Annotated in this window: 19 protein-coding genes; 4 read left to right on the forward strand and 15 right to left on the reverse strand. The window is 40.7% G+C overall.

Annotated features, from left to right (window positions below):
* Positions 1-70: 70 nt before the first annotated feature.
* On the reverse strand, positions 71-2686 hold the full coding sequence (gene clpB / locus KZP23_RS03995) for an ATP-dependent chaperone ClpB (RefSeq protein WP_226334838.1): 2616 nt from the start codon (positions 2684-2686) through the stop codon (positions 71-73).
* Positions 2687-2996: 310 nt separating this feature from the next.
* Here clpB and rlmN point away from each other — a divergent pair, with 310 nt between their 5' ends.
* Together rlmN and KZP23_RS04005 are read left to right on the forward strand one after the other, a co-directional pair.
* Complete coding sequence (gene rlmN, locus KZP23_RS04000) at positions 2997-4055, forward strand: 23S rRNA (adenine(2503)-C(2))-methyltransferase RlmN (protein ID WP_226334839.1); 1059 nt, start codon at positions 2997-2999, stop codon at positions 4053-4055.
* Between the two features lie 128 nt (positions 4056-4183).
* Positions 4184-4657, forward strand: coding sequence for a hypothetical protein (locus KZP23_RS04005; RefSeq protein WP_226334840.1), 474 nt, complete (start codon positions 4184-4186; stop codon positions 4655-4657).
* Positions 4658-4810: 153 nt separating this feature from the next.
* Here the strand turns inward: KZP23_RS04005 and murQ are convergent, their stop codons facing one another.
* The 7 genes from murQ to KZP23_RS04040 form a co-directional block, all read right to left on the reverse strand.
* Positions 4811-5623 (reverse strand): N-acetylmuramic acid 6-phosphate etherase, encoded by an 813-nt coding sequence (murQ, locus tag KZP23_RS04010; protein ID WP_226334841.1) that lies wholly within the window; start codon positions 5621-5623, stop codon positions 4811-4813.
* Entirely contained in the window at positions 5620-6462 is an 843-nt protein-coding gene (locus KZP23_RS04015; RefSeq protein WP_226334842.1) for an N-acetylglucosamine kinase, read from the reverse strand. Before KZP23_RS04015 ends, murQ begins: the two co-directional genes overlap by 4 nt.
* A 4-nt stretch (positions 6463-6466) precedes the next feature.
* A complete protein-coding gene (locus tag KZP23_RS04020) occupies positions 6467-6694 on the reverse strand; it encodes a cytochrome b5 domain-containing protein (RefSeq protein ID WP_226334843.1) in 228 nt (75 codons plus the stop codon).
* Between the two features lie 2 nt (positions 6695-6696).
* Positions 6697-7848, reverse strand: coding sequence for a formimidoylglutamase (locus KZP23_RS04025; RefSeq protein WP_226334844.1), 1152 nt, complete (start codon positions 7846-7848; stop codon positions 6697-6699).
* A gap of 108 nt (positions 7849-7956) precedes the next feature.
* Positions 7957-9261 carry an NADH:ubiquinone reductase (Na(+)-transporting) subunit F gene (nqrF, locus tag KZP23_RS04030; protein ID WP_226334845.1) on the reverse strand — a complete coding sequence of 435 codons (1305 nt, stop codon included), beginning with the start codon at positions 9259-9261 and terminating at the stop codon, positions 7957-7959.
* 131 nt (positions 9262-9392) lie between these two features.
* Positions 9393-10235, reverse strand: a complete 843-nt coding sequence (accD, locus tag KZP23_RS04035) for an acetyl-CoA carboxylase, carboxyltransferase subunit beta (RefSeq protein WP_226334846.1) — start codon at positions 10233-10235, stop codon at positions 9393-9395.
* A gap of 86 nt (positions 10236-10321) precedes the next feature.
* Positions 10322-11389, reverse strand: a complete 1068-nt coding sequence (locus KZP23_RS04040) for a mechanosensitive ion channel family protein (RefSeq protein WP_226334847.1) — start codon at positions 11387-11389, stop codon at positions 10322-10324.
* A gap of 223 nt (positions 11390-11612) precedes the next feature.
* Between KZP23_RS04040 and KZP23_RS04045 the strand changes: the two genes are divergently transcribed.
* Together KZP23_RS04045 and KZP23_RS04050 are read left to right on the forward strand one after the other, a co-directional pair.
* The gene (locus KZP23_RS04045; protein WP_226336477.1) at positions 11613-13256 is read left to right on the forward strand and encodes a carbon starvation CstA family protein; all 1644 of its coding nucleotides are present in this window, start codon (positions 11613-11615) and stop codon (positions 13254-13256) included.
* A 73-nt stretch (positions 13257-13329) separates the two neighbouring features.
* Positions 13330-14106 (forward strand): hypothetical protein, encoded by a 777-nt coding sequence (locus KZP23_RS04050; protein WP_226334848.1) that lies wholly within the window; start codon positions 13330-13332, stop codon positions 14104-14106.
* A gap of 27 nt (positions 14107-14133) precedes the next feature.
* On the opposite strand, the gene KZP23_RS04055 is transcribed toward KZP23_RS04050, so the two are convergent.
* The 7 genes from KZP23_RS04055 to KZP23_RS04085 all read right to left on the reverse strand — a co-directional run bounded on the left by KZP23_RS04055 (position 14134) and on the right by KZP23_RS04085 (position 25293).
* The gene (locus tag KZP23_RS04055) at positions 14134-15249 is read right to left on the reverse strand and encodes a transporter (protein WP_226334849.1); all 1116 of its coding nucleotides are present in this window, start codon (positions 15247-15249) and stop codon (positions 14134-14136) included.
* Between the two features lie 169 nt (positions 15250-15418).
* Entirely contained in the window at positions 15419-15673 is a 255-nt protein-coding gene (locus KZP23_RS04060; RefSeq protein WP_226334850.1) for a DUF4834 family protein, read from the reverse strand.
* A 23-nt stretch (positions 15674-15696) separates the two neighbouring features.
* Entirely contained in the window at positions 15697-18516 is a 2820-nt protein-coding gene (gene carB, locus KZP23_RS04065) for a carbamoyl-phosphate synthase large subunit (protein WP_226334851.1), read from the reverse strand.
* A gap of 345 nt (positions 18517-18861) precedes the next feature.
* Positions 18862-20262, reverse strand: coding sequence for a dihydrolipoyl dehydrogenase (lpdA, locus tag KZP23_RS04070; protein WP_226334852.1), 1401 nt, complete (start codon positions 20260-20262; stop codon positions 18862-18864).
* Between the two features lie 58 nt (positions 20263-20320).
* Positions 20321-20674, reverse strand: a complete 354-nt coding sequence (locus tag KZP23_RS04075) for a four helix bundle protein (protein ID WP_226334853.1) — start codon at positions 20672-20674, stop codon at positions 20321-20323.
* Positions 20675-20842: 168 nt separating this feature from the next.
* On the reverse strand, positions 20843-22390 hold the full coding sequence (gene odhB, locus KZP23_RS04080; protein WP_226334854.1) for a 2-oxoglutarate dehydrogenase complex dihydrolipoyllysine-residue succinyltransferase: 1548 nt from the start codon (positions 22388-22390) through the stop codon (positions 20843-20845).
* A gap of 107 nt (positions 22391-22497) precedes the next feature.
* Entirely contained in the window at positions 22498-25293 is a 2796-nt protein-coding gene (locus KZP23_RS04085; RefSeq protein ID WP_226334855.1) for a 2-oxoglutarate dehydrogenase E1 component, read from the reverse strand.
* Between the last annotated feature and the right edge of the window lie 205 nt (positions 25294-25498).

The following is a 25498-nucleotide window of genomic DNA, read 5'->3' on the forward strand; positions in this document are numbered from 1 at the left end:
GGAGTTTTTAAAGTAAAAAAGCCGGACGAAACTTATTCATCCGGACCTTACTCCATAAGGATCAAACTCCTTATTCTATCTCAACATTTTCTACATTTTTAAAGTAAACCTGCTTGTCAGCATCCAGATCAACCAAAACAGCAGAATCATTTTTGATATAACCGCTTAGTATTTCCTTGGACAGCTCATTAAGCACCAATCGCTGCATGGTTCTCTTCAAAGGCCTTGCGCCAAATTGGGGATCAAAACCAACTTCACCCAAGTAATCCAAAACCTCTCTGGTCGCATCTATCTCAATTCCTGCATCTGCCAACCTTTGCTGGATTTCCTTCCACTGGATATCCACGATCTTACGGGTTATTTCCCTGTTCAATGGCTCAAACATGATCGTTTCATCAATCCTGTTCAAAAACTCAGGCCTTACCGATTTCTTCAACAGCTCAAACACTTCTGCCTTGGTTTCATCAATGACCTGATCTTTATTCCATTCTTCCATTCCAGAAAAACGTTCTTGTATCAGTGTAGATCCAATATTAGTGGTCAAGATGATAATGGTGTTTTTGAAATTAGCTAACCTTCCTTTATTATCGGTCAACCTTCCATCATCCAATACCTGAAGCAATATATTGAATACATCAGGATGGGCCTTTTCTATCTCATCTAGAAGGATTACAGAGTAGGGCTTTCTCCTCACTGCTTCTGTCAACTGCCCTCCTTCATCATAACCCACATAGCCTGGAGGTGCCCCCACCAACCTACTGACCGCATGTCTTTCTTGGTACTCGGACATATCGATTCTCACCATGGCATTTTCGTCATTGAAGAGGTATTCTGCCAAGGCTTTCGCCAGCTCTGTCTTACCCACACCGGTAGTCCCCATAAAGATAAAGGAGCCTATTGGGCGTTTGGGATCCTGAAGCCCTGCGCGGCTTCTTCTAACCGCATCCGACAAGGCTGCTATTGCCTCTTTTTGCCCTGCTATCCTCTTGCTCAACTCATCTTCCAAATGAAGTAATTTCTCCCTTTCACTTTCCAACATTCTGGACAATGGAATCCCTGTCCATTTAGCCACTACCGCTGCAACATCCTCCGCATCCACTTCTTCTTTCAGCAATGGAGAACCTTTCTGCATATCATGCAATTGCTGATTAAAGGATTCTAGCTTTTTCTCACTATCCGTGATCTTACCATAGCGTATCTCTGCTACTTTACCAAAATCCCCGGCACGTTCGGCTTGGTCCGCCTCTAACTTGAACTTATCAATATTCTCTTTTTCTCTACGGATTCCAGTAATCACAGCCTTTTCACTTTCCCATTTGGCTTTCACCGATTGTCTCTTTTCAGAAAGCTCTGCAATCTCCTTGCTCAGAACAGTTTCCTTATCCTTATTTTTTTCCCTTCTGATCGCTTCACGCTCTATCTCCAATTGCATGATCCTACGATTCAGCTCATCCAATTCTTGGGGAAGAGAATCAATTTCCATCCTTAGTTTTGCCGCAGCCTCATCCATCAAGTCAATGGCTTTATCTGGCAAAAAGCGGTCTGAAATATAACGTTGGGATAACTCTACAGCAGAGATCACCGCATCATCCTTAATACGTACACCATGGTGCAGCTCATACTTATCCTTAATCCCCCTTAGGATGGAAATGGCATCAGCGGTATCAGGTTCATCCACCATTACAGCTTGGAACCTTCTCTCCAAGGCCTTATCTTTCTCTACATACTTCTGGTACTCTTTCAAAGTAGTAGCACCGATGGCATGCAGTTCTCCCCGTGCCAAGGCTGGTTTCAATAGGTTGGCAGCATCCATGGCTCCTTCACCACCTCCACCAGCCCCTATCAAGGTATGAATCTCATCTATGAAAAGGATTATCTGACCATCTGAATCAGTTACCTCTTTGATGACAGCCTTGAGTCTTTCCTCAAACTCACCCTTATATTTGGCACCCGCAACCAATAAACCCATATCAAGAGAAATAAGGGTCTTTGATTTTAGATTCTCAGGAACGTCTCCACTAACAATCCTTTGTGCCAGACCTTCTACAATCGCAGTTTTACCCACGCCAGGTTCTCCCAATAGGATCGGGTTGTTTTTGGTTCTTCTGGCCAAAATCTGAAGTACACGCCTGATCTCCTCATCCCTACCAATTACAGGGTCTATTTTTCCCTTTTTGGCCAGTTCATTTAGATTTTTGGAATACTTCTCCAAGGATCTGTATTTGGCCTCAGCGTTTTGATCGGTCACTTTATTTCCTTGTCTCAATTCTTTAATTGCTTCAATAAGTGCCTTTTCTGTCACTCCTTGGTCTTTGAGCAACTGGCTGGTCTTATCCCCTGTAGATAGTATCCCTAAAAGCAAATGTTCAATAGCGACAAACTCATCTCCAAAAGTTTTCAAGTAGTCCTTTGCTTTGGCCAATACCTGATTGCCTGCATTGGAGAGATAGGGCTGCTGTCCACTGACCTTTGGATAGGAACTGATGATTTCTTCCAATTTCTGGGTCACCATTTTTTGGTTTACACCTAGCTTTTTGAAAACGAAATCCACCACACTCTCATCCTCAGATAGGATACCCTTTAACAAATGAGCCGGTTCAATGGCTTGCTGTTGCTCAGCCATACACAGCTCTGCTGCCTTTTGGACAGCCTCTTGTGATTTGATGGTAAATTGCTTGAAATCCATTATATATCTATTCTTTTTATTACTTATTCATCTATGGAGCCATGCCCCGTGATCTACTTCAATCAAAACAAACACCAAATAAAAATCATGAGCCAAATCGGAAATATTGACTGAAAACAAAGTCAAAACCTTTATTTTTAGGACTTTTTGGCAGATAAAATGTAAAGTAAGAAGATAAATACGGCAGACTTGATCCAGTAATCACAAAATATCCTATCGTTTTATAAGTCTCAAAACCATTTGTCCCTAACAAATGACAAGACTTTCCACAGCATACTGGATAATCCTTACATTTTCATACCTTTGCATTATGAACAAGGGTGATAAAAAGGATATTAGGCAATTAAGCCTGGAGGAACTTCAGGAATTTTTCCTATCTGTTGGGGACAAAAAATTCAGGGCCAAGCAGGTTTATGAATGGCTTTGGAATAAATCATTGAAAAATTTCGATGATATGACCAATATCTCCCTTACCACCCGGGAAATGCTGAAAGAAAACTTTACGATCAACCATGTAAAGGTTGACCTGATGCAGCATTCTAATGATGGGACCATCAAAAATGCTGTCAAATTATTTGATGATAAGATCGTTGAGTCTGTACTCATTCCTACTAGCAAAAGGATCACTGCCTGCGTTTCTTCACAAGTAGGCTGTAGCTTGGACTGTAATTTCTGCGCAACAGCAAGGCTAAAACGCATGAGAAACCTTAATCCTGATGAAATTTATGATCAGGTAGTAGCAATCAAAGAAGAAGCAGACACCTATTTCCAGCGTCCACTTACCAATATTGTTTTTATGGGCATGGGAGAACCTTTGCTGAACTATGCCAATGTGATTGAAGCTATAGACAAGATCACTTCTCCTGAAGGGTTGGGGATGGCACCTAGAAGAATTACACTATCTACTGTGGGCATCCCTAAGATGATCAAAAAAATGGCTGATGACGAGGTAAAGTTCAACCTGGCCATTTCTTTACACTCCGCTATCAATGAAACCCGAAGCAGATTAATGCCCATCAATGACAAGAGCCCCTTGGAAGATCTGGCTGAGGCATTGAAATATTGGTATCATAAAACAAAAAGTAAGGTCACTTATGAGTATGTGATCTGGGATGGTGTCAACGATGACGAAGAGCATGCAAGGGCTTTGGCAAAATTTTGCAAGTACATCCCTTCCAAAGTAAATATCATTCAGTATAACCCCATTGATGAAGGCGAATTCCGCCAAGCTTCACAGGAAGCAGTAGACATGTATGTACACATCTTGGAATCCCAAGGCATTGTGGCCAAAGTCAGAAAATCAAGAGGTCAGGATATCGATGCTGCTTGTGGTCAGTTGGCCAATAAAAATGAAGTAGCCAGTATTTAAGCTGACTCCATACTATTTTGCTTTAATTTTCCACTAACAATCTTATGGGAAACAAAATTTTAGGCCTTCTTTAAGCATCCTTGGTTCAATTTTTGCGTTTAATACTCCAAAACTTTTATTATATAACTATGAAAAAACTATTATTACTAGGCCTATTTGCGTTGACCGTATCGTTTGCACAGGCACAAACCGCAGGAGATGTTAGATTACAATTTGGTGGCGATTTTGGCTTTGACTCAGAAGCTTTCGGCTTGAATTTTGGCGGAGAGTATTTGATCACTGATCAAATTTCTGCAGCTCCTAACTTCACTATTTATTTTCCAGAATTTGGCAAGGCCAGCACATTAAACCTTGACGCGCGTTATTACTTTACGCAAGACCTTCTCCAATGGTATGGTTTATTGGGATTTACCAATAACTGGTGGACTTATGAAGTGTTTGGTGCCCCTGATCAAAAAGTTAGCAGAGCAGGCGCTAACATCGGTGCTGGTGGTGTTTTAAAATTTGCAGACAATTTAGCCTTTAATCCAGAAATTAAGTACCAAGCACAAAGAAACGGACAGGCGGTCTTTAGACTGGCTCTGGTCTATTTCTTGCCATAAGCAAAAAGAGACTGTCTAATTTACAGGTTGATCGTGTAATTCTAACGAAAGATCCTGTCCCGTTGACTAACGGGACAGGATCTCTTTTTCTCAATAATAAGTTTATAAAGAGATTTTTCCCTTAAGTCAAAATAAAAAACTGAGACATCCTTTTTATGGTTGACTATTTTCCCAATCCTCCAAAGCCGCTTTCACCGAACCAAATTTCAACAGTCTTTCTTTAGCTGGCTCTGCCTCCAAACCAGTGGCCTCCATTACCATTCTGGTTCCTCTTTCTACCAGCTTCTCATTGGACAATTGCATATTGACCATTTTATTTCCCTTTACCTTACCCAATTTGATCATTACAGTAGTAGAGATCATATTGAGCACCAATTTTTGGGCCGTTCCAGCCTTCATCCGAGTGCTTCCGGTTACAAACTCAGGACCTACCACTACCTCTACAGGATACTCCACCGCCTCTGCCAAAGGAGATCCAGCATTACAGGTAATACACCCTGTAAGCAACCCACTTTCCCTTGCTGCCTTGACCCCACCGATCACATAGGGTGTAGTTCCGGAAGCGGCAATACCTATTACCGTGTCCAGCTCATTGATACCATTGGCCTTCAAGTCCTGCCAAGCCTGAACAGGATCATCCTCAGCATTTTCCACTGCTTTACGGATGGCTGTATCCCCACCAGCGATAATCCCTATTACCATATCATGGGATACTCCATAGGTAGGTGGACACTCGGATGCATCCAGGATACCTAATCTCCCACTGGTACCAGCTCCTATATAAAACAAACGTCCCCCTTCTTTCATTTTGGTCACTATTTGTTCTATTAGCTTTCCTATTTCAGGAAGGACTTTTTGGACCGCCTGGGGCACAGTTTGGTCTTCCCTGTTAATATTAGCTATCAACTCTTCAACACTCATGGACTCCAAATTATCATAGTTGGAGCTACTTTCGGTCGTTCTCATTTTTCGTTCTTATGATATAAGGTCAAGCCCGCAATAGGGCTTTCTAAAATTAAATTTACGTTTATCCCTAGATCTCCAGCTGCTTTTCTTAGCACATCACTATTATAAAAAGCTACCGAACCTACGAAATTCACTTTCTTTCTTTCGAAATCCCTATATTTCATTACATGCTTTTTCAAAAAATCCTGAAAACTATTATAGTATAAAAGGTAGCAATATGGATCACGAATATTCTCAGTCAAAAAACGACAAAAACTAGCCATATACCTTCCTGGAAATGGCTTTTGATAAACACTTTCCAGAATTCCCTGTATCGTTAAATCGAAGTGCTCTAAAGATTTTTCTCTGATTTCTCTAGGCAATTCGTCATGTATAAAATCCATAAGGAATCTTTTACCGACATAGGCTCCCCCGCCTTCATCACCCAAAATAAAACCAGGAGAAGGCCTGGAATCAACTATAAATTCCCCATCATAGTCTCCACTATTAGATCCCGTTCCCAATATACAAGCTATGCCAGCCTCATGACCACAGGTAGCTCTAGCAGCAGCCATCAAGTCATGATCAACAGTGATTACCGCCTTCTCAAAAATATTTTGCAAGGCATGGGAAACCATTGATTTATTTTGATCAGAGGTGCAGCCTGCTCCATAATAATAGATGTATTCTACTTCTTCTTTCAGTTTTAGTAAAAACTCATCTTCAAGCTCGGCAGCCATTTCCACAGCAGTTTGGTAATAGGGATTAAATCCCACCCCTCTGAATTGAGAAATATTACCCTCATGGTCAATCCCTCGCCAATCGGTCTTACTTGATCCACTGTCCGCAATTAATATCATGCCATTAAACTAACTGACCAATAGTCTCAAATTTATCAAATACATTTTCAGTATGAGGCGCGTCAGGCAGCTCATCTGTCAGGTCCTGCCCTGCCCAATGCTCATAATGTTTACCATTTCTCCACAACCTGGAACTGCTAACATCATAAATACGGCCTTTATAGGCCACCCAAATCTCCGGTTTGTCCTGTCCATTTCGCAGCGCCAACTGCTGCTTGGTATATGATTTCATGCTCAATACAATTTCAATTGAGCATTGATCCATCGCTCTGGAATTTCCCCACGTTGAGCGGTTTGATAATCCTGGTAACTACAAGGAATAATAGTATCCCTTTCAAACTTTTCTTTACCAGTTTGGGGTACTTCCATCCACCATTTACCACTTAAATTACTCTTATAGAATAATATTACAGAAGGTTTAGAATCCAAAGAAACGGTATATTTAGTATAGTCATTACTCTTAAAAGAAAGACTATCCTTCCTATGGTAAAATCCTTCTATAAAATACCAAACCATGGTCGCCATCACTGAAGCAGTTTTAAAGCGTTGATCATCATAACAAGGCTGATAACCATAAAGCCCCAGTGAACTCAATTTTTCATTCATCCCGGCGAACCAGCATATCTGACAAGCTTCCTCTGCTGTCAGACCAAAGGGTTGAGCATCCGAAGCCCCTGGAGCATCAGCAGACTGAATGGCGCAAATATCAAAACTCACCAAATCAGCATTCCTGATCAAAGGCTCAATTTCCTTGAAATTATCCCTTAGCTGCCCTAAGCGAACATGATCAAAATACAATTTTTCCATGACATTCACCAAATCTCTATCAGTCAAAAAACTTTGGTAAGCCAATTGGGTATAATTAAACAGGAAATTTGGCTGATGCAAAATAATATCTTGTGAGTGTATCTCAAATGGCATCCCTTCATCTTCCATATCAATCTTGGCATCCACAGTAAGCATACTCACCAGTTTTTTCATCCCCTCATAGGAAAGATACTGGCCATAATCCAAATCATGGGTTCCTCCAATGTATATAGGAAGTATCTGCCTTTTCATCAGCTCTTCCCCCACACTTTGAATCCTAATATATGTTTCCTTTAGGTCTATCCCCGCTCTTAAATTTCCAAGATCAGCTATTTTATAATGTGATAGGCCACGCTTAAGGCTATAAAGCTTTAGACGCACCTCATTTGCAGCTTCATCAAAACTATCTTCATCCCTACAGCCTCTCGCATCTTCCAACCCTATTATGGCTATCTGAATACCATTTAAATCTGGAAAAAGCTCCCCATAATAATGGATATGTTTGAAAAATGAATTGTGCGCATAGGGCTTTTGAATAATGCGATCTGGGATTGGGTCAAATAAAATCTTAAGGTCCATAGGTGATTCTTTAGCAGCTACTCCATAAATTATAGAAGCTCAGCTTGTAAAAATAATCAAAAACTAATAGCAAATAAAAAAGTCCTGCTGACGCAGGACTTTTTTAACTTAACCACCGAAGTCGTCAAATCTGATATTTTCTTTTGGAACACCCATATCATCCAACAGCTTCAATACTGCTGAGTTCATCAATGGAGGTCCACAAAGGTAAAATTCTATTTCATCTGGCTCTGGGTGATCTTTCAGATAATTATCATAGAGCACTTGGTGAATAAAGCCTACATATCCATCTCCTTCTGCATCGTCCAAAGACTTTTTGATTTTCCAATTATCTTCTGGAAGTGGTTCAGATAAACCAATATAGAATTTAAAATTTGGGAAGTCTTTTTCTATATCCCTGAAATGAGGAACATAGAACAATTCTTTCTTAGAACGACCACCATACCAATAAGAAACTTTTCTGTCTGATTTTTCTGTGTGGAACAAGTGGAAGATATGAGACCTCAATGGAGCCATACCGGCACCACCACCGATATAGATCATTTCTCTTTGAGTTGGGTTGATATGGAATTCACCATAAGGACCTGAGATAGTTACTTTATCTCCTGGCTTACGAGAGAACACGTAAGAAGAACATACCCCAGGATTAACGTCCATCCACTTATTATTCGCCCTATCCCATGGAGGAGTAGCGATACGAATGGTCAACATCACAATATTACCTTCAGCAGGGTGGTTAGCCATGGAGTAAGCCCTAAATAGCTCCTCATCATTTTTCATCACCAAGCTCCAAAGGCCAAATTTATCCCAATCACTTTGGTACACATCTGCAGGGTGACCCAACTCAGGATGTGGCGTGATATCAATATCCTTGAAGTTTACAGTAATCTCAGGAACATCAATCTGGATATATCCACCTGATTCGAAATCCAAAACTTCACCTTCTGGCAATTTCACTTTGAATTCTTTGATAAAGGTAGACACATTGTAATTTGATATTACTTCGCAATCCCACTTCTTAATACCGAAGATTTCTTCCGGGATGCGAATCTTCATATCCTGTTTAACTTTCACCTGGCAAGAAAGCCTTACGTTGCTTTGTTGCTCTGAACGGCTAAGATGGCCCACTTCAGTAGGAAGCACCTCTCCACCACCTTCTTCAACAGTACACTTACACATGGCACATGTACCACCTCCACCACAGGCAGAAGGCAAGAAGATTTTTTGGTTACCCAAAGTAGCCAAAAGGGAAGAACCGGCAGAAGTAGTCACCGGATTGGCTTCATCTCCGTTAATGATGATTTTCACATCTCCTGAAGCAACCAGCTTGGACTGGGCAAACAGCAGAATGAAAACAAGTAGCAAAATAATCAAGGTAAATGCTACAATTGATGTAATAATTACTGAACTCATTTAATAATGCTTTTTCTAGTTCTCTTTCAGTATATCAAGCACCTCATTTGAGGCACACAAATATATTTAATATTCCCTAAAATCGTTGACCGTTCAGGTAAATTTTAACTTTAATTTACCTACACAACCGATTAATTGCTCAATAGTTTAAGCAAAGTAGAAATCCTTGTTTTAAGCTGCCTTCTGTCGACGATAAAATCCAAGAAGCCGTGTTCCAAAACAAATTCTGAACTTTGGAATCCCTTTGGAAGATCTTTACCGATTGTTTCACGAATCACTCTTGGACCTGCAAAGCCAATCAAAGCTCCCGGTTCGGCAATATTAAAATCGCCCAACATGGCATAGGAAGCCGTTACACCACCTGTAGTAGGATCTGTCACCAAAGAAATATAAGGGATTTTTGCTTCGTCCAATAAAGCCAGCTTGGCAGAAGTTTTTGCCATCTGCATCAAACTAAAACCGGCCTCCATCATTCTAGCCCCACCGGATTTAGAAATCATCAAAAATGGGATTTTGTGCTTGAGGGAATGATCAATTGACCTGGCAATTTTTTCGCCTACTACTGAGCCCATAGAACCACCGATAAAACTGAAATCCATACAGGCAATCACGATGTCCTGGCCATTGACCTTTCCTACTCCTGAACGAACAGCATCTTTTAAGCCAGTCTTGTTGATGGTCGCCTCGATTCTAGAAGTATAGGGTTTGCTATCCACAAAATTCAAGGGATCACCTGAGGTCATTTCTGTATCCAACTCCTGAAACTTATTATCATCAAATAAAATTTCGAAATATTCCTTCGACCCGATTTTCACATGGTAATCATCATCAGGACACACAAATGCATTGTTCTTTAATTCGCGTGTGTGAATGATATTTCCCTTTGGTGTCTTAAACCAAAGCCCATCTGGGGCGTCTTTCTTCTCTTTTGTAGAAGTTTTAATTCCTGCGTCTTTTCTCTTAAACCAAGCCATATGTTGTATTTTAAGGCTGAAAATTTCTTTTCAGGGACTACAAATTTATAGGTATTATCCGTTAAATAAAATGAAATGTTGCTTTCTCATTCAGGGTGGCCATTTCGCATTGATGCGGCCTCCTCCAATTTGTCCATCAAAATCCGGGTTTTAGGCAAAGACTCCGGATATTCATCCTGAATATACTGCACCATCTGTTCCCGTACCAAACAGCGCAAGTCAAAAGCAGAAGGGCTGTCCCTAGCACTCATCAAACACCTCAGCTCCAACTCAGTAGACTTCATCTCAGTAACTTGGAGTACTTGAACCTTTCCGTCCCACAAATCTGTGCTATCCAAAATTTCTTTAAGCTTATTTTTCAAATTCTGGACGGGGATAGTATGATCTACATACAAAAATACTGTCCCCCAAATATCTGCCGTAGTCCTAGTCCAATTTTGAAAAGGCTTCTCCAGAAAATAATAAATAGGCAACACCAAACGCCGCTGATCCCAAATACAAACCACCACATAGGTCAAATTAATTTCTTCAATCTTCCCCCATTCGCCTTCTACCACCACTACATCATCAATACGAATAGGCTGTGTAAATGCAATTTGAAATCCCGCCAATAGGTTGGCGATCGATTTTTGGGCTGCCAAACCAATGATGATCCCTGCCACTCCTGCAGAAGCTAAAATACCCTGTCCAGCCTTTCTAGCGGCCTCAAATGTCATCATCACCAAAGAAAACGCTACAAGGACGACAAGTACAACTATGATTTTCTGGATAAAACTAACCTGGGTATGCATCCTGCGTTCCTTTAAATTGTCTGATTTGCTAAATGAATGATGCTCTAAAAAATAATATTTCATCACTGTGGTAAGCGCAATAAGCACCCATGCAAAATTGAAATAAAACAACACCTGAAAAATCTTAAATTGACTGATATAGCTCCAATCTTCCGGAGAAAACCGGGGCTCCAATAATGGAAAAAGCAAAAAAAAGAGCCCCCACTTTAGGGAATTGGACAAACCTTGGACCGCCTTTTTACCTGATTCTGACTGGGGTTTATAAAACTTCTTCAACAAAGAGGCAAAAGACAACCAGATTATCAAATGGGCACACAAGAGCAGCCCTATTGAAATAGAAACAAATACAATCTTGTCATTCATCTTAATAGCATTTAGTGGATCAAGGAATAAACAAGGCTATTGGGTCATTATTTTTATCGCTGGTGCAGTCAAAGATTTTCAGCCACTTGTTCTCGAGGTATGTAGAAGGAAAGCAGGGATTCATTACATTTGTTAATTATATAAAAAGCCAAATGAAGGACTCCATTCAACCTTGCTTTCGTTATAATATAGATAGAAGAAACAATAAATCCAAAAATACATGATGACGCTACCCGCTATCCTATTGTTGTCAGGAATTATACTTTTAGGAGCATATTTACTTTATGGTAAATACGTGTTCGAGAAATTCAACATCAATGATAAAAACCAAACTCCTTCACATCAATATAAGGATGGGGTCGACTATGTCCCAAGTAAACCTATTGTTGTATTGGGTCACCATTTTGCTTCCATAGCAGGTGCGGGACCTATAGTAGGCCCTATCATTGCGGTAACTTTTGGATGGATTCCTGCTATCATTTGGATCTTGGTAGGCGGGATTTTTTTCGGGGCAGTCCATGATTTGGGAAGCATGATCGCTTCCATGAGAAACCAGGGCAAATCCATAGGGACCATTATCAAAAACAATATTGGCTATAAAGGCAAACAGCTGTTTATGATTTTTAGCTTTTCCACTTTGATTTTGGTCATAGCCGTATTCGCAGACATCATTGCCAAGACTTTTATCAACAACCCCGGAGTAGCTTCTGCCTCTATACTCTTTATAGGCCTTGCGGTGGTGTTTGGAACAGTTAACAAATTTGTCGCAGATAAAAAAAGCCTTTTTATCATTATATCTATTATCGGCGTGGCATTGATGTATTATTTTGTTTACCTCGGTATGCAAATCCCATTTGCCTTGAATTATGAACTGTGGCTCTATATTTTATTGGCCTATGCCTTCATTGCCTCGGTTACACCAGTTTCTCTATTGTTACAGCCCAGAGATTACCTTAATAGTTTCTTACTATATGGATTGATCATTTTTGCCACTATAGGTATATTCTATGCAAATCCAGAAATCAAAATGGATACCCAGGTAAATATCACTTCCGAAAATTTGGGCTATTTATTTCCAGTTCTGTTCGTCACGATTGCCTGTGGAGCTATAAGTGGTTTTCATTCCTTGGTGGCCTCTGGAACTACGTCCAAACAGATAGACAAAGAAGGAGATGCCAAAGTAGTTGGCTTTGGAGGAATGCTAATTGAATCATTTTTGGCTATCATTTCAGTGGCCGCAGTCATTATCCTCAGTAGAGAAGAATACGCCAGTAGTTTGAGTTTAAAAGGGCCTGTAACTATGTTCTCTGATGGTCTAGGATCCATGATGGCCACTTTAGGGATCCCCGAACAGATGGCTGTTAGTTTCGTAGCCCTTACAGTATCTGCTTTCGCCCTAACAACATTGGATACATGTACCCGCTTGGCAAGGTTCACCCTGCAGGAATATTTTGAGGGAGCAGAAAACCCTGTGGGAAAACAATTATCAGGGAACAGGTACTTGAGCACTGGCATAGTAGTTGTTTTGTCCATTTTACTGATTCGCTCAGGTGGTTTTACCACGTTATGGCCGATATTCGGTTCTGCTAATCAGCTCCTCGCGGCATTGGCCCTTTTGGCCATTGCAGTTTGGCTGATCAATATCAATGTCAACGCTACCTTTGTACTCATTCCCATGTTTTTCATGTTTACCGTTACACTGACTTCCTTAGGCATCTTTGCCTGGAAGAATTTCCAAGAAGAAGCTTATGTGCTATCCATTATTGCTGCCATTTTGTTTGTACTTTCTATAATTTTGATCATCCTGGCCAAAAAAAGTTTGGAACAAAAACCTCCCATTCCCGAAATAGGAAATTCTTTTAAATAGAAAAAGTAGGTATATTTGCAGCTTAATCAATTAATACACTGATATTTACACCCATCATCTTACAAAACAAATAGTGAACAGAAACTTTCTTAGCACCCATTTCTTCTTATTCATCTTTGTTGCTTTTCTCTCTACCTCCTGCTTTACAGACAGGGAAGTGGATGAAAGAATGGAAAGCATCAAGGCTGCCAAAAGAGGTGTGGGAGCTTCTTCCAATGAAATTCTTTCCGCAAATAAATTTTCTAGCATTGACCTTGAAATCCAGTACATGGAAGGTTTTCAGCCAAACCAAGCTTCAATAGGGACCATTGTCAACTGGATGGAAGACTTGGTGAATAAGCCTGACGGCATTAATGTACGCATGAAATCCATTCCAGCCGTAGGTCAGGAAGACTATTCCCTTGATGAAATAAGAGCAATAGAAGACAATAATAGAAGCAGTTATAATTCCGGAAGCGAGCTAGGACTGTATATTTTAGTTTTAGACGGATATTTTGACGAGGACACCGAAACAGAGTTTAGCTTAGGTATATCCCACAGAAACACTTCCCTCACATTAATGGGACAAAGAATATTAGAAAACTCCGGCCGTGTGGGAAAACCCAGTAAGGAAAAACTGGAAAGTACTGTATTGGAACACGAATTGGGACATTTAATGGGATTGGTAAACCTAGGCTCCAATATGCTTATTGAACATGAAGACGAAGAACATGATCATCATTGCGACAATAGTCATTGCCTGATGTACTGGGCTGTGGAAACCAACGTTCTCTACAATGCCGTAAATAATGATATACCAGTCCTGGATCAGAATTGCATAAATGATCTTAAAGCAAATGGAGGGAAATAACTTCCCTCCATTTTTCATCAAATTCGCTTACATACTGTGAAATGGAGTAGGCATCTTTTTGCTGATCCTCCAAGCAAAACCAAGATTAATAAGATAATCAGCAAAAGCGGCATCACCATGCCTATATTGATCAGGCGTGGAATTCTGAATATCCAAATAACTTCTTGTCCTGTTCCTTTCCAAAGCTATTGGTACATTCACATTGACCGAAAACTTGCTTTTGGCATAATTGATTCCCGGCTCAATGGATAATGCATAACCAGGCCTCCTGAACCCATCACTTCCTCCAATCAAATCATAAACCGGAATACATTCATGCCTTCCACCCAAATAAAAACTTAATCCCGGTACTGCACTGACATAGGTCAGCCCCAAACGGATAGCATACTGATCAGGAACAGAAAATTCAGTCCCCCTATTTCTAGAAGATTCCCCATTGGTTTCTCTGGGATTAGCCAGATAAAAAAAGCTTCCATTCAACATAAAACTGTGCGAAAGCATTCTATAACCCTGAAGCTCCAAGGTTCCTCCAAATCCCCCATCACCAGGCTGAATGGACTGGTCTACTGTCAACTCCAATGTTTGGTCCCTGTTGTCCCCTTGGTTATAAAAAGTACTGGTCGCACCATAATCTCCTGTGGGCAACTTTATTCCCAGACCCACAGAGAAATTGCCTCTGGAATTCTTATCAGGATTCAACACCCAGTAAGCAGCGCTCAACCTAATATCACCCAGCCCACTTGCATAGGTTTTATGACGATCTCCCAATCCATTTGGAGGATTTCCTCCGTGTTCATACATGGAAGACCGCTCATGATAAACCAGTGGCAGAATCAACGAGCCATACCACCTGTCACTAAAACCATAAGAAACTGAAGCATCAAAGAAATAGGAATCATTGATCACTTCTGTTCCTTCTTCTACCCTATAGGTCTCTTCTTCATGGCCCCTAAAGTGCCTGAAGGAATGAAAATACCTGAAATTCCCATTGATCAGCCACTCCCCTTTTGGTAAGAAAGATTCGGAGCCCACTTGCCCATTACAGGTTGAAAAACCACGAATCGCCACACAGCCTTGTGAATAAGCCTTTTGAACAGCAATAATTAGGGTGAATAATAAAGTAATTAAGTAGATTTTTTTCATATACACTTCTGGTTATTTATGAGGGTTACTAATAATCAACAAGTATATAATTTAAGCAAATCAAGGCATAATTCAACCTATTTTCAGGTCTGGAAAGAAAAAAAATAAAAAGGAGCCCCTGCTTGAGGGCTCCTCTTATCGTATTTAATTTCAAAGGAATTATAAAACATCAATCCTTTACTTCTTCATAATCTACATATTCACCACCTCGAATATCTTTCTTACTTCTTTTCTCATATTCTTTGGGCACATAGTCCACATGGATTTCTCCATCACTCTTGGCGGCCCGTTGCTGAGTCCTTTGCTCTTCCCTCGCAGCTGCTTTTACCTGCTGAGCAAATTGCCCCAATTTGGACCTTAAGAAGTAGCGGAAAAGCTGCCCAAACAACCAACCGATACAAAGAATTAATATGATATACTTCAAAGCGAAATGTATTTAATTACAAATTATCTACTTAGATATAGGTTTCTCTCAGAGTAGATCTTCAAGAAGTAATCATCCATTAAATCATCGATAAAATAGATGGCCTCTCCCGTAGACTTCATCTCTGGTCCTAACTCTTTATTGACATTTGGGAACTTATGGAAAGAGAATACCGGCTCTTTGATCGCATATCCTTTCTTGGTAGGATTGAATTTAAAGTCGGTCACTTTATTGGCACCCAACATCACTTTTACGGCATAATTTACATAAGGTTCTTGATATGCCTTACAAATAAACGGAACCGTCCTAGACGCTCTTGGGTTAGCCTCAATCACATATACCTTATCGTCTTTGATCGCAAACTGAATATTGATCAACCCAACAGTTTTCAAAGCGAGAGCAATTTTCTCTGTATAGGTTTCTATCTGCCTGATCACCAAATCGCCCAAGTTATATGGAGGCAATACCGCATAAGAGTCTCCAGAGTGAATTCCCGCTGGCTCTATATGCTGCATGATACCAATGATATATACATTCTCTCCATCGCATATCGCATCCGCTTCTGCTTCTATTGCTCCCTCAAGGAAGTGATCCAAAAGGATTTCATTATCAGGAATATCCTTCAAAACTTCCACGACATGCTGCTCAAGCTCCTTCTCATTGATCACGATCTTCATCCCTTGGCCTCCCAATACATACGAAGGTCTTACCAATAGTGGGAATCCAATAGTTTTACAAAGCTCCAGGGCTTCATCAGTATTATGGATAGTGCCAAACTCTGGATAAGGCACATCATTTTCTTTCAGCAAGCTAGAGAATTCACCACGGTCTTCTGCAAGGTCCAAAGCCTCAAAGCTAGTACCCAAAATTTTCACCCCGTATTTCTCCAGCTTCTCAGCCAGTTTCAGGGCTGTCTGACCACCTAACTGAACGATTACACCTTCAGGCTTTTCATGAAGAATGATTTCATAGATATGTTCCCAGAACACCGGTTCAAAATAAAGCTTATCTGCAATATCAAAGTCAGTGGAAACAGTTTCAGGATTACAATTGATCATGATGGTTTCATAACCACACTCCTTTGCCGCCAAAACACCATGAACGCAAGAATAATCGAACTCAATCCCCTGACCAACTCGGTTTGGACCAGATCCTAATACAATGACCTTCTTTTTGTCACTTGAGATAGATTCATTTTCCTCACCAAAAGAAGAGTAATAGTATGGCGTCTGCGCTTCAAATTCAGCCGCACAGGTATCTACCAATTTATACACACGCTTGATACCCATTTCGTCCCTACGCTTCTTGAAGACTTCACTCTCCAAGCACCCCAGAAGGTGGGCAATCTGACGGTCTGCATAACCTTTGTGCTTAGCCATCACCATCAAGTCCTTAGGAATAGTATCCAAGGTATACTTGTCCAAGGTGATATCCAAGTGTACCAATTCCTCGATTTGCTTCAAGAACCACTTATCGATTTTGGTTAAATCTTGGATCGTTCTAAAGGAAATACCCAATTTAAAGGCATCATAAATATGGAAAAGTCGATTCCAGCTAGGATGTTCCAAACTATACAAAATCTGTTCTTGATTTTTCAGTTCTTTGCCATCTGCACCAAGACCATTTCTCTTGATTTCCAAAGACTGACAAGCTTTCTGCAAGGCCTCTTGGAAATTCCTACCAATACCCATTACTTCACCTACCGCTTTCATGGAAAGGCCCAATCTACGGTCAGAACCTTTGAACTTATCAAAGTTCCATCTAGGAATCTTAACGATCACATAGTCAATTGCAGGTTCAAAGAAGGCAGAAGTCGTTCCGGTAATGGAGTTAGGCAATTCGTCCAAATTATATCCAACAGCTAGCTTGGCTGCCACCTTGGCAATAGGATAACCAGTGGCCTTGGAAGCCAGTGCTGAAGAACGTGAAACCCTTGGGTTAATCTCAATCCCAATGATTGTCTGGTTATCAGGGCTTACAGAGAACTGAACGTTACAACCACCAGCAAAATTACCAATTCCATTCATCATCTTGATGGCCAAGTTTCTCATTTCCTGATAAACTGGATCAGGCAAGGTCATGGCAGGAGCTACTGTGATAGAATCACCGGTGTGTACCCCCATTGGGTCAAAGTTTTCAATAGAACAGATAACAATCATATTACCTAGACTATCACGAAGTACTTCTAGCTCATATTCTTTCCACCCCAAGATACTCTGTTCAACCAGTACCTCGTGCGTTGGAGAAGCTTTAAGCCCGCTCATTAGGGCCTTCTCAAAATCTTCTTCTTTTTCTACGAAACCACCACCAGTACCACCAAGGGTGTATGAAGGTCTAATGACTAATGGAAAACCAATTTCCTGAGCAATTTCTTTACCCTGCAGGAAGGACGTTGCTGTCTTACCAACACAAACCCCTACATTAAGCTCCTCCATTAAAGCCTTGAATTTTTCACGGTTTTCTGCAGTTTCGATGGCATCGATATCAACACCGATCATCCTTACATCAAACTTTTTCCATATGCCGGCTTGGTCGGCCTCGATGGCTAAGTTTAGGGCTGTTTGCCCCCCCATAGTAGGAAGCACACAGTCAATATCCGGATGCTCAGTCAGAATTTTTACAAGTGATTTTTTCTCCAATGGAAGCAGGTAAACATTGTCTGCGGTAACCGGGTCAGTCATAATTGTCGCCGGATTGGAGTTGATAAGGGTCACAGTGATACCCTCTTCCCTTAATGATCTCGCTGCTTGAGATCCGGAATAATCGAACTCACAGGCTTGGCCAATTACGATTGGACCACTTCCAATGATCAGTACATGTTTAATGCTATTGTCTTTAGGCATGCTATAGAGAGGTTTGGATAAGTTTTTTACTTATGGCTAAATTGGTGCAAAATTAAGTAAATTATTGAAAGATGCAGGGTCAAACTGAAAAAACCTTTCCTATAATTTAAAATTATCCAGCACATAGAATAGTCAGTATCCTTGAATTGAAGCACGAATGACTTGCTTACAAGTGCTTAAGGAATAAATTAGGATAAATTAAGCCAACATGCAATTTCATGCAAAAAAAACCAACTTAGAATTAAAATCATCCAAAAGGCCATTAGTTTGTACATTTCTCAAAAAAGGCAATAAAAAAGCAGTTCCTGAAAAGAAACTGCTTTTTAAATAATTTTGAGTATACAGCTAGACGTGTAGTGCCCTATTTTCAGTAGCTGCCAAACATGCTTCCTTGAATGCTTCTGTATAAGTCGGGTGAGCATGGGACATTCTTGCAATATCCTCAGCAGAAGCCCTGTATTCCATGGCCACTACTGCCTCAGCAATCATATCAGCTGTCCTTGGTCCGATCATATGAACGCCTAGGATTTCATCAGTATTCGCATCAGCCAATACTTTTACTAGGCCATCAGTATCCATGGATGCTCTTGCACGACCTGAAGCCATAAAAGGGAATTTACCTGCTTTGTATTTGATTCCTTTTTCCTTCAACTGCTCTTCTGTATAACCTACCGCAGCCACTTCTGGCCAAGTATATACCACTCCTGGAATCAGGTTATAGTTAATATGAGGTTTTTGTCCTGCCAGTTGCTCAACCACCAATACACCTTCTTCTTCAGCCTTATGAGCTAACATGGCACCCTTCACCACATCCCCAATAGCATATATATTATCCACATTAGTTTTAAGGTGCTCGTCTACTTCTACCTGGCCTCTCTCATTGATCTTCACACCTGCAGCTTCGGCATTCAGTCCGTCTGTGTATGGCCTTCTACCAATGGACACCAATACATAGTCTCCTTTTACCTCTACCGTCTCGCCTTTCTTGTCTTCAGCCTTTACTGTAACTTCCTTACCGGAATTTTTAACCTCAGTAACTTTGTGCTTCAAGTAGAATTCAAAACCTATTTTCTTTAAAGATTTCTGAAGTTCTTTACCCATGGTTTTGTCCATAGAAGGAATAAGGGAATCCATATATTCTACCACAGACACCTTAGCTCCCATACGGGCATATACTGAACCTAATTCCATCCCGATTACCCCACCACCGATTACGATGAGGTGTTTAGGGATTTCCTTCATTTTCAATGCCTCAGTGGAAGTAATGATTCTCTTCTTATCAATCTCAATAAATGGTAAAGAGGCCGGCTTAGACCCAGTGGCTATGATGATATTCTTACCAGTAATCTCCTCAGACTTCCCATCATCTTTGGTCACCTTGATGGTATTCTTGTCCACGAAAGACCCCACACCTTGATGAACATCAATTTTATTTTTCTTCATCAAGTACTGGATACCATCTACATTTTGCTTGACCACATCATCCTTTCTGGCGATCATTTGTCCCAAATTGACCTTGAGGTCTTTCAGGTCAATACCATGGGTCTTGAAAGTATGCGCGGCATTATGATAATGCTCACTGGAATCCAACAATGCCTTGGAAGGAATACAACCCACATTCAAGCAGGTACCTCCCAAAGTAGGATATTTTTCAATTATAGCTGTTTTCATGCCGAGTTGCGCTCCTCTGATAGCAGCCACATATCCTCCAGGCCCTGATCCAATAACGATTAAGTCGTATTTCATGATTGGTTGTTTTGAAAATAGTACAAAGTATGGTGTACAATGTACCAAGTATATTTAATTATCTTTTTAAACTTTGTTTTAGCCCATAGATCATGTTATGTATAGCTTCCAAATCTTCGGATATCTTCATAAACCTTCGATCATCAATATATTGGAGTCTGCTGGAAATTATTAACTGTGTATCCAATTCAAAAGCAGATCCCAAAGAATATCCTAAGAATTGATCAAACTCTCCCTTTGTATTTCTTCCAGCCCCTTCAGCTATGTTAGAAGCTATGGAAACGGCAGCCTTATTAATTTGACTTATCAAACCATATTTTTCCTGCGTTGGGAGGTTTTCGGTAACACTATAAATGTCAACAGCTAAATCAATGGATTTTTTCCAAACTTGAAGTTTCTTATACCTGTGCATAATAAAAGTAAGTTAAATTAAAAATAGGTTAATGAGGTAAGCATAAAAACAATCTACCTACCTCATCAATTTAACGAATCTTTTACCTACAATCTAGAAATAAAACATTGATTGATAAAGCACTTCGTCTTTGTACTAAATACTTCGTACTTTATACTTTTTCATCCACTATACTCCAAGTAATAATCTCGCTGGATCTTCAAGGAGTTGTTTCACTCTTACCAAGAAGCTAACTGATTCACGACCGTCGATGATTCTGTGGTCATAAGAAAGTGCTATATACATCATTGGAAGGATTTTCACCTCGCCGTTTACCGCCATTGGTCTTTCTACAATATTGTGCATCCCCAAAATAGCAGATTGAGGCTGGTTAATAATCGGTGTCGACATCATAGAACCAAAGATACCACCATTGGTAATGGTGAAGGTACCTCCTGTCATCTCCTCAATGGTCAATTTACCATCTCTGGCTTTGGTTGCCAATCTCACTACCTCTTTCTCTATTTGGTCAAAAGAAAGTTGCTCAGCATTTCTGATCACTGGAACAACCAAACCTTTTGGCGCAGAAACTGCAATGGACACATCACAGAAATCGTTATAAAGAATTTCATTTCCATCGATTTGTGCATTCACCGCTGGCCATTCCTGTAATGCCACACAAACCGCTTTGGTAAAGAAGGACATAAACCCAAGGTTCACATTGTGCTTCTCCTTGAACATTTCCTTATACTGCTTTCTCAAATCCATGATAGGCTTCATGTTCACCTCATTGAAGGTGGTCAACATGGCTGTTTCATTTTTGGCAGCAACCAATCGCTTAGAAATGGTCTTTCTCAGGGAAGTCATTTTCTCCCTTCTCACATTTCTTTCGCCTGCTACTTTTGGTGTTTCAGGAGCAGCTTCTTTTGCTTCAGCTTTTGGCTTTTGAGGAGCAGCTGGTTTTGGAGCAGACTTTTGTGCTTTCTCAGCATCCTCTTTGGTCACCCTGCCATCTTTACCTGTACCTTTCACATCTTTAGGGTCGATGCCTTTTTCAGCAAGAATCTTTGCTGCAGCAGGAGATGCGTGCCCAGTGGCATAAGTCGCATCACCCGAAGAAGCTGGAGCTTCGCTTGAAGAAGCAGATGCTTCTGATGGAGCTTCACCTTCTACTACTTCGATCTTACAGATCAATCCACCGATTTCCAAAGTATCGCCTTCTGCAGCAACATGCCTTAGGATTCCTTGGGCTTCAGCCGGCAATTCAAAAGTAGCCTTATCTGAGTCTACCTCCGCAATGATTTCGTCCAATTCCACAAAATCTCCATCTTCTTTTAACCAAGATGCCAAAGTAACCTCTGTGATGGATTCACCTACAGTAGGAACAACCATTTCTTTTATTTCACCTGTCTTTCCTGAAGCACTGCCGCTTGCACTAGTAGCCGCAGGACTTTCCTTTGCAGGGCTTTCCGCAGAAGCCGGAGCTGCATCTCCTGCAGAGGCATTTGTATCTATTTCGCAAATCACTTCGCCAATCTCCAAGGTATCACCTTCTTCTGCCTTGGTGGTCAAAACACCTGCTTGCTCAGCAGTTAATTCAAAAGTGGCTTTATCAGATTCCAATTCGCAGATTACCTCATCCATCTCCACATACTCTCCGCTATTTTTGAACCACTGACCGATGGTTACTTCGGTAATTGACTCCCCAACTGCAGGGACTTTGATTTCTAAACTCATGGCTTTTTTATTTACCCCCCAAACCCCTTTCGGTTCAAGGTTAATTTTTGATAATTAAATTAAGCCCTAAGCATTCCAAAAGCTCTCACTTTTGCAGCCAGGGAGATTTATTTTATTCTTAATGCTTTATTAACAATCGTATTTTGTTCCTCCACATGGACTTTGTGGTATCCCGTTGCCGGTGAAGCACTGGCTTTTCTGGCGATCACATCCATTGGAAAATCCCTGAACAAGGCCCGCATCATATAGGTCCAATACCCCATATTTTCAGGCTCTTCCTGTACCCAAACGACTTCCTTCTGCTTACTGAATGACTTCACAGCATCAAGAATCTGATTTTTAGGTAGTGGATGCAATTGTTCCACCCTTACGATGGCCACATCTTTTACTTTTTCCTTTTCTCTGGCATCGATAAGATCATAATAGATTTTACCAGAACACAATACCACCCTAGTAACATCTTTGGCATTTACCGTGGTATCTGTCAGCACCTCTCTGAAACCGCCATTGACAAACTCCTCCACTGGAGAAACTACCTTTGGATTTCTCAACAGTGATTTAGGCGACATCACCACGCATGGCTTTCTGAATTCCCAAGCCAATTGCCTTCTGAGCAAGTGGAAGAAATTCGAAGGCTCCGTAATATTGGCCACTACCATATTGTACTCTGCAGAAAGCTGCAAAAATCTCTCTGGACGTGCATTGGAGTGTTCAGGCCCCTGTCCTTCATAACCATGAGGTAGTAGCATCACAATGCCGTTCATTTTTTGCCATTTGGATTCACCAGAACTGATAAACTGGTCAATCATAGTTTGTGCACCATTGGCAAAGTCACCGAATTGAGCTTCCCAAATGGTGAGGGAATCGGGATTAGCCATGGCATAGCCATACTCAAATCCAAGTACCGCATATTCGGACAATAGTGAATTGTATATATGGAATTGCCCTTTATTTTCCTTCATTTCTTTCAAAGAATTAAAAGATTTATTTGTCGTAGCATCATGCAATACCGCATGTCTGTGGGAGAAGGTCCCCCTTCTACAATCCTGGCCTGTCAACCTTACCGTTTTACCTTCCAACAACAAAGATCCATAAGCCAACAATTCCGCTGCTGCCCAGTTTAGGCTTTTGGAATTGAAGAACATATCTTTTCTCTGTTTCATCTGGGCTTCTATCTGCTTGATGGGCTTGAAACCCTTTGGCAGCGTAGTCAATGCCTCAGCTACCGTATTGATTTGCTCTTCGGTAATACTGGTCTCAGGGGACTTCTCAAAGTCCTCAGGAGTAGATTTTCTTAATTCTTTCCATGCCTGCTCGAATGGAGAGAAATTATATGGAAGTGGCTTTTCCTTGACCATATTCAATCTGTCCTGAAGCAACTGGCGGAATTCCTTATCCATTTGCTTGGCCAGCTTCGCATCCACATCCCCTCTTTCCAATAATTCCTTATTATAAATCTCCCTAGGGTTAGGGTGCTTGGAAATCAAATTATAAAGATCTGGCTGGGTAAACTTTGGTTCATCAGATTCATTATGGCCATGTCTTCTATAACACACCATATCAATGAAGATATCCTGATTGTATTTTTGTCTGAATTCAGCCGCCAATTTAGCCGCAAATACCACCGCCTCTGGATCATCACCATTTACGTGAATCACTGGCGCATCAATTATTTTGGCAACATCAGTACAGTAAATAGAACTTCTGGCATCATCAAAATCAGTAGTAAAACCTACTTGGTTATTGATTACAAAATGAATGGTACCACCAGTATTATAACCTTTAAGGTTGGCCATTTGGGTCACTTCATAAACAATCCCCTGACCTGCTACTGCTGCATCACCATGTATCAGGATAGGAATCACCTTATCCTTATTACCTTCATATTGGTGATCAATCTTAGCTCTGACAAAACCTTCCACAACCGGATTTACAGCCTCCAAGTGAGAAGGATTAGGCGCCAACTTAAGGTTCATTTTCTTATTGGAAGGAGTCATGATCTCACTCGAAAACCCCATATGGTATTTCACATCTCCATCCCCCATGGTAAGATCCGGCTTGGCCGTACCTTCAAATTCGGAGAATATCTGCTCATAGGTCTTGCCCATGATATTGGCCAAAACGTTTAATCGTCCCCTATGGGCCATACCTATCATTACTTCTTCTGCTCCCAGATCAGCCGCTTTGTTGATCACCGCATCCAAGAATGGAATGGTGCTTTCACCTCCTTCAAGGGAAAATCGTTTTTGACCCAAATATTTGGTGTGAAGAAAATTTTCAAAAACTACCGCTTCATTTAGCTTGGATAGAATTCTCTTTTTCTCCTCAGAAGGAGGGTTAAAAGAAAGGGCTTCCTTTTCGATCTTCTGCTTCAACCAATCCAGCATCTCTGGATTCCTGATATACAAGTATTCAAATCCCATCGCCCCTTCATAAATGGTCTTCAAGGATTCAATGATCTTACTCAATTTTGCATTTCCAATACCGATTTCATTCCCAGCTTGGAATTCCGTGTTCAAATCCGCTTGGCCCAAACCAAAATCCTCTAGGTCAATCAAGGCTTTTCTATCCCTTCTTTCTCTTACTGGATTGGTCTTTGATCTAAGGTGGGCCCTAGAACGATAAGCATGGATCAACGCCCTTACCTTAATTTCCTTTGGCAATTGCTCCATATCCATAATAGTACCCCTGGTAGCTAAACTACCACTGGCGGCTTTGGCACTTGGGGAAGAGGCTACTGCGCCTCCATTTTCGTCCTCTCCAAATTTGGTGATGGCAAAATCAAAGCCATCAAAAAATGTTTTCCAACTTGGTTCGATTGATTCTGGGTCCTTTTTATAATCCTCATATAACTCATCTATATAAGCTACATGGGCATTGGAGATGTATGAAAATTTGTCCATTTTTTATTTATTTCGATGCACAAATATAGATACTTATGTTTTTTTAATAAAACCGTTTATACGGTTTCGCGAATATTCTTGATAATCAGACTTGTTAAATATTTTCTACCAAATATAAATCTATCAAAACACCCCGACACTTAATTATCATTTGGATTTACTTTGAATTTGAAAGGAGTTATGGCAAAAAGAAAAACCACTTTGA

Source organism: Echinicola marina, assembly GCF_020463795.1.
In the GTDB taxonomy this organism is placed as follows: Bacteria; Bacteroidota; Bacteroidia; order Cytophagales; family Cyclobacteriaceae; genus Echinicola; species Echinicola marina.

Coding starts and splice junctions, on each gene's coding strand:
- clpB (WP_226334838.1), bottom strand. CDS start 2,686: ATGGATTTCAAGCAATTTACCATCAAATCACAAGAGGCTGTCCAAAAG.
- rlmN (WP_226334839.1), top strand. CDS start 2,997: ATGAACAAGGGTGATAAAAAGGATATTAGGCAATTAAGCCTGGAGGAA.
- KZP23_RS04005 (WP_226334840.1), top strand. CDS start 4,184: ATGAAAAAACTATTATTACTAGGCCTATTTGCGTTGACCGTATCGTTT.
- murQ (WP_226334841.1), bottom strand. CDS start 5,623: ATGAGAACGACCGAAAGTAGCTCCAACTATGATAATTTGGAGTCCATG.
- KZP23_RS04015 (WP_226334842.1), bottom strand. CDS start 6,462: ATGATATTAATTGCGGACAGTGGATCAAGTAAGACCGATTGGCGAGGG.
- KZP23_RS04020 (WP_226334843.1), bottom strand. CDS start 6,694: ATGAAATCATATACCAAGCAGCAGTTGGCGCTGCGAAATGGACAGGAC.
- KZP23_RS04025 (WP_226334844.1), bottom strand. CDS start 7,848: ATGGACCTTAAGATTTTATTTGACCCAATCCCAGATCGCATTATTCAA.
- nqrF (WP_226334845.1), bottom strand. CDS start 9,261: ATGAGTTCAGTAATTATTACATCAATTGTAGCATTTACCTTGATTATT.
- accD (WP_226334846.1), bottom strand. CDS start 10,235: ATGGCTTGGTTTAAGAGAAAAGACGCAGGAATTAAAACTTCTACAAAA.
- KZP23_RS04040 (WP_226334847.1), bottom strand. CDS start 11,389: ATGAATGACAAGATTGTATTTGTTTCTATTTCAATAGGGCTGCTCTTG.
- KZP23_RS04045 (WP_226336477.1), top strand. CDS start 11,613: ATGACGCTACCCGCTATCCTATTGTTGTCAGGAATTATACTTTTAGGA.
- KZP23_RS04055 (WP_226334849.1), bottom strand. CDS start 15,249: ATGAAAAAAATCTACTTAATTACTTTATTATTCACCCTAATTATTGCT.
- carB (WP_226334851.1), bottom strand. CDS start 18,516: ATGCCTAAAGACAATAGCATTAAACATGTACTGATCATTGGAAGTGGT.
- lpdA (WP_226334852.1), bottom strand. CDS start 20,262: ATGAAATACGACTTAATCGTTATTGGATCAGGGCCTGGAGGATATGTG.
- KZP23_RS04075 (WP_226334853.1), bottom strand. CDS start 20,674: ATGCACAGGTATAAGAAACTTCAAGTTTGGAAAAAATCCATTGATTTA.
- odhB (WP_226334854.1), bottom strand. CDS start 22,390: ATGAGTTTAGAAATCAAAGTCCCTGCAGTTGGGGAGTCAATTACCGAA.
- KZP23_RS04085 (WP_226334855.1), bottom strand. CDS start 25,293: ATGGACAAATTTTCATACATCTCCAATGCCCATGTAGCTTATATAGAT.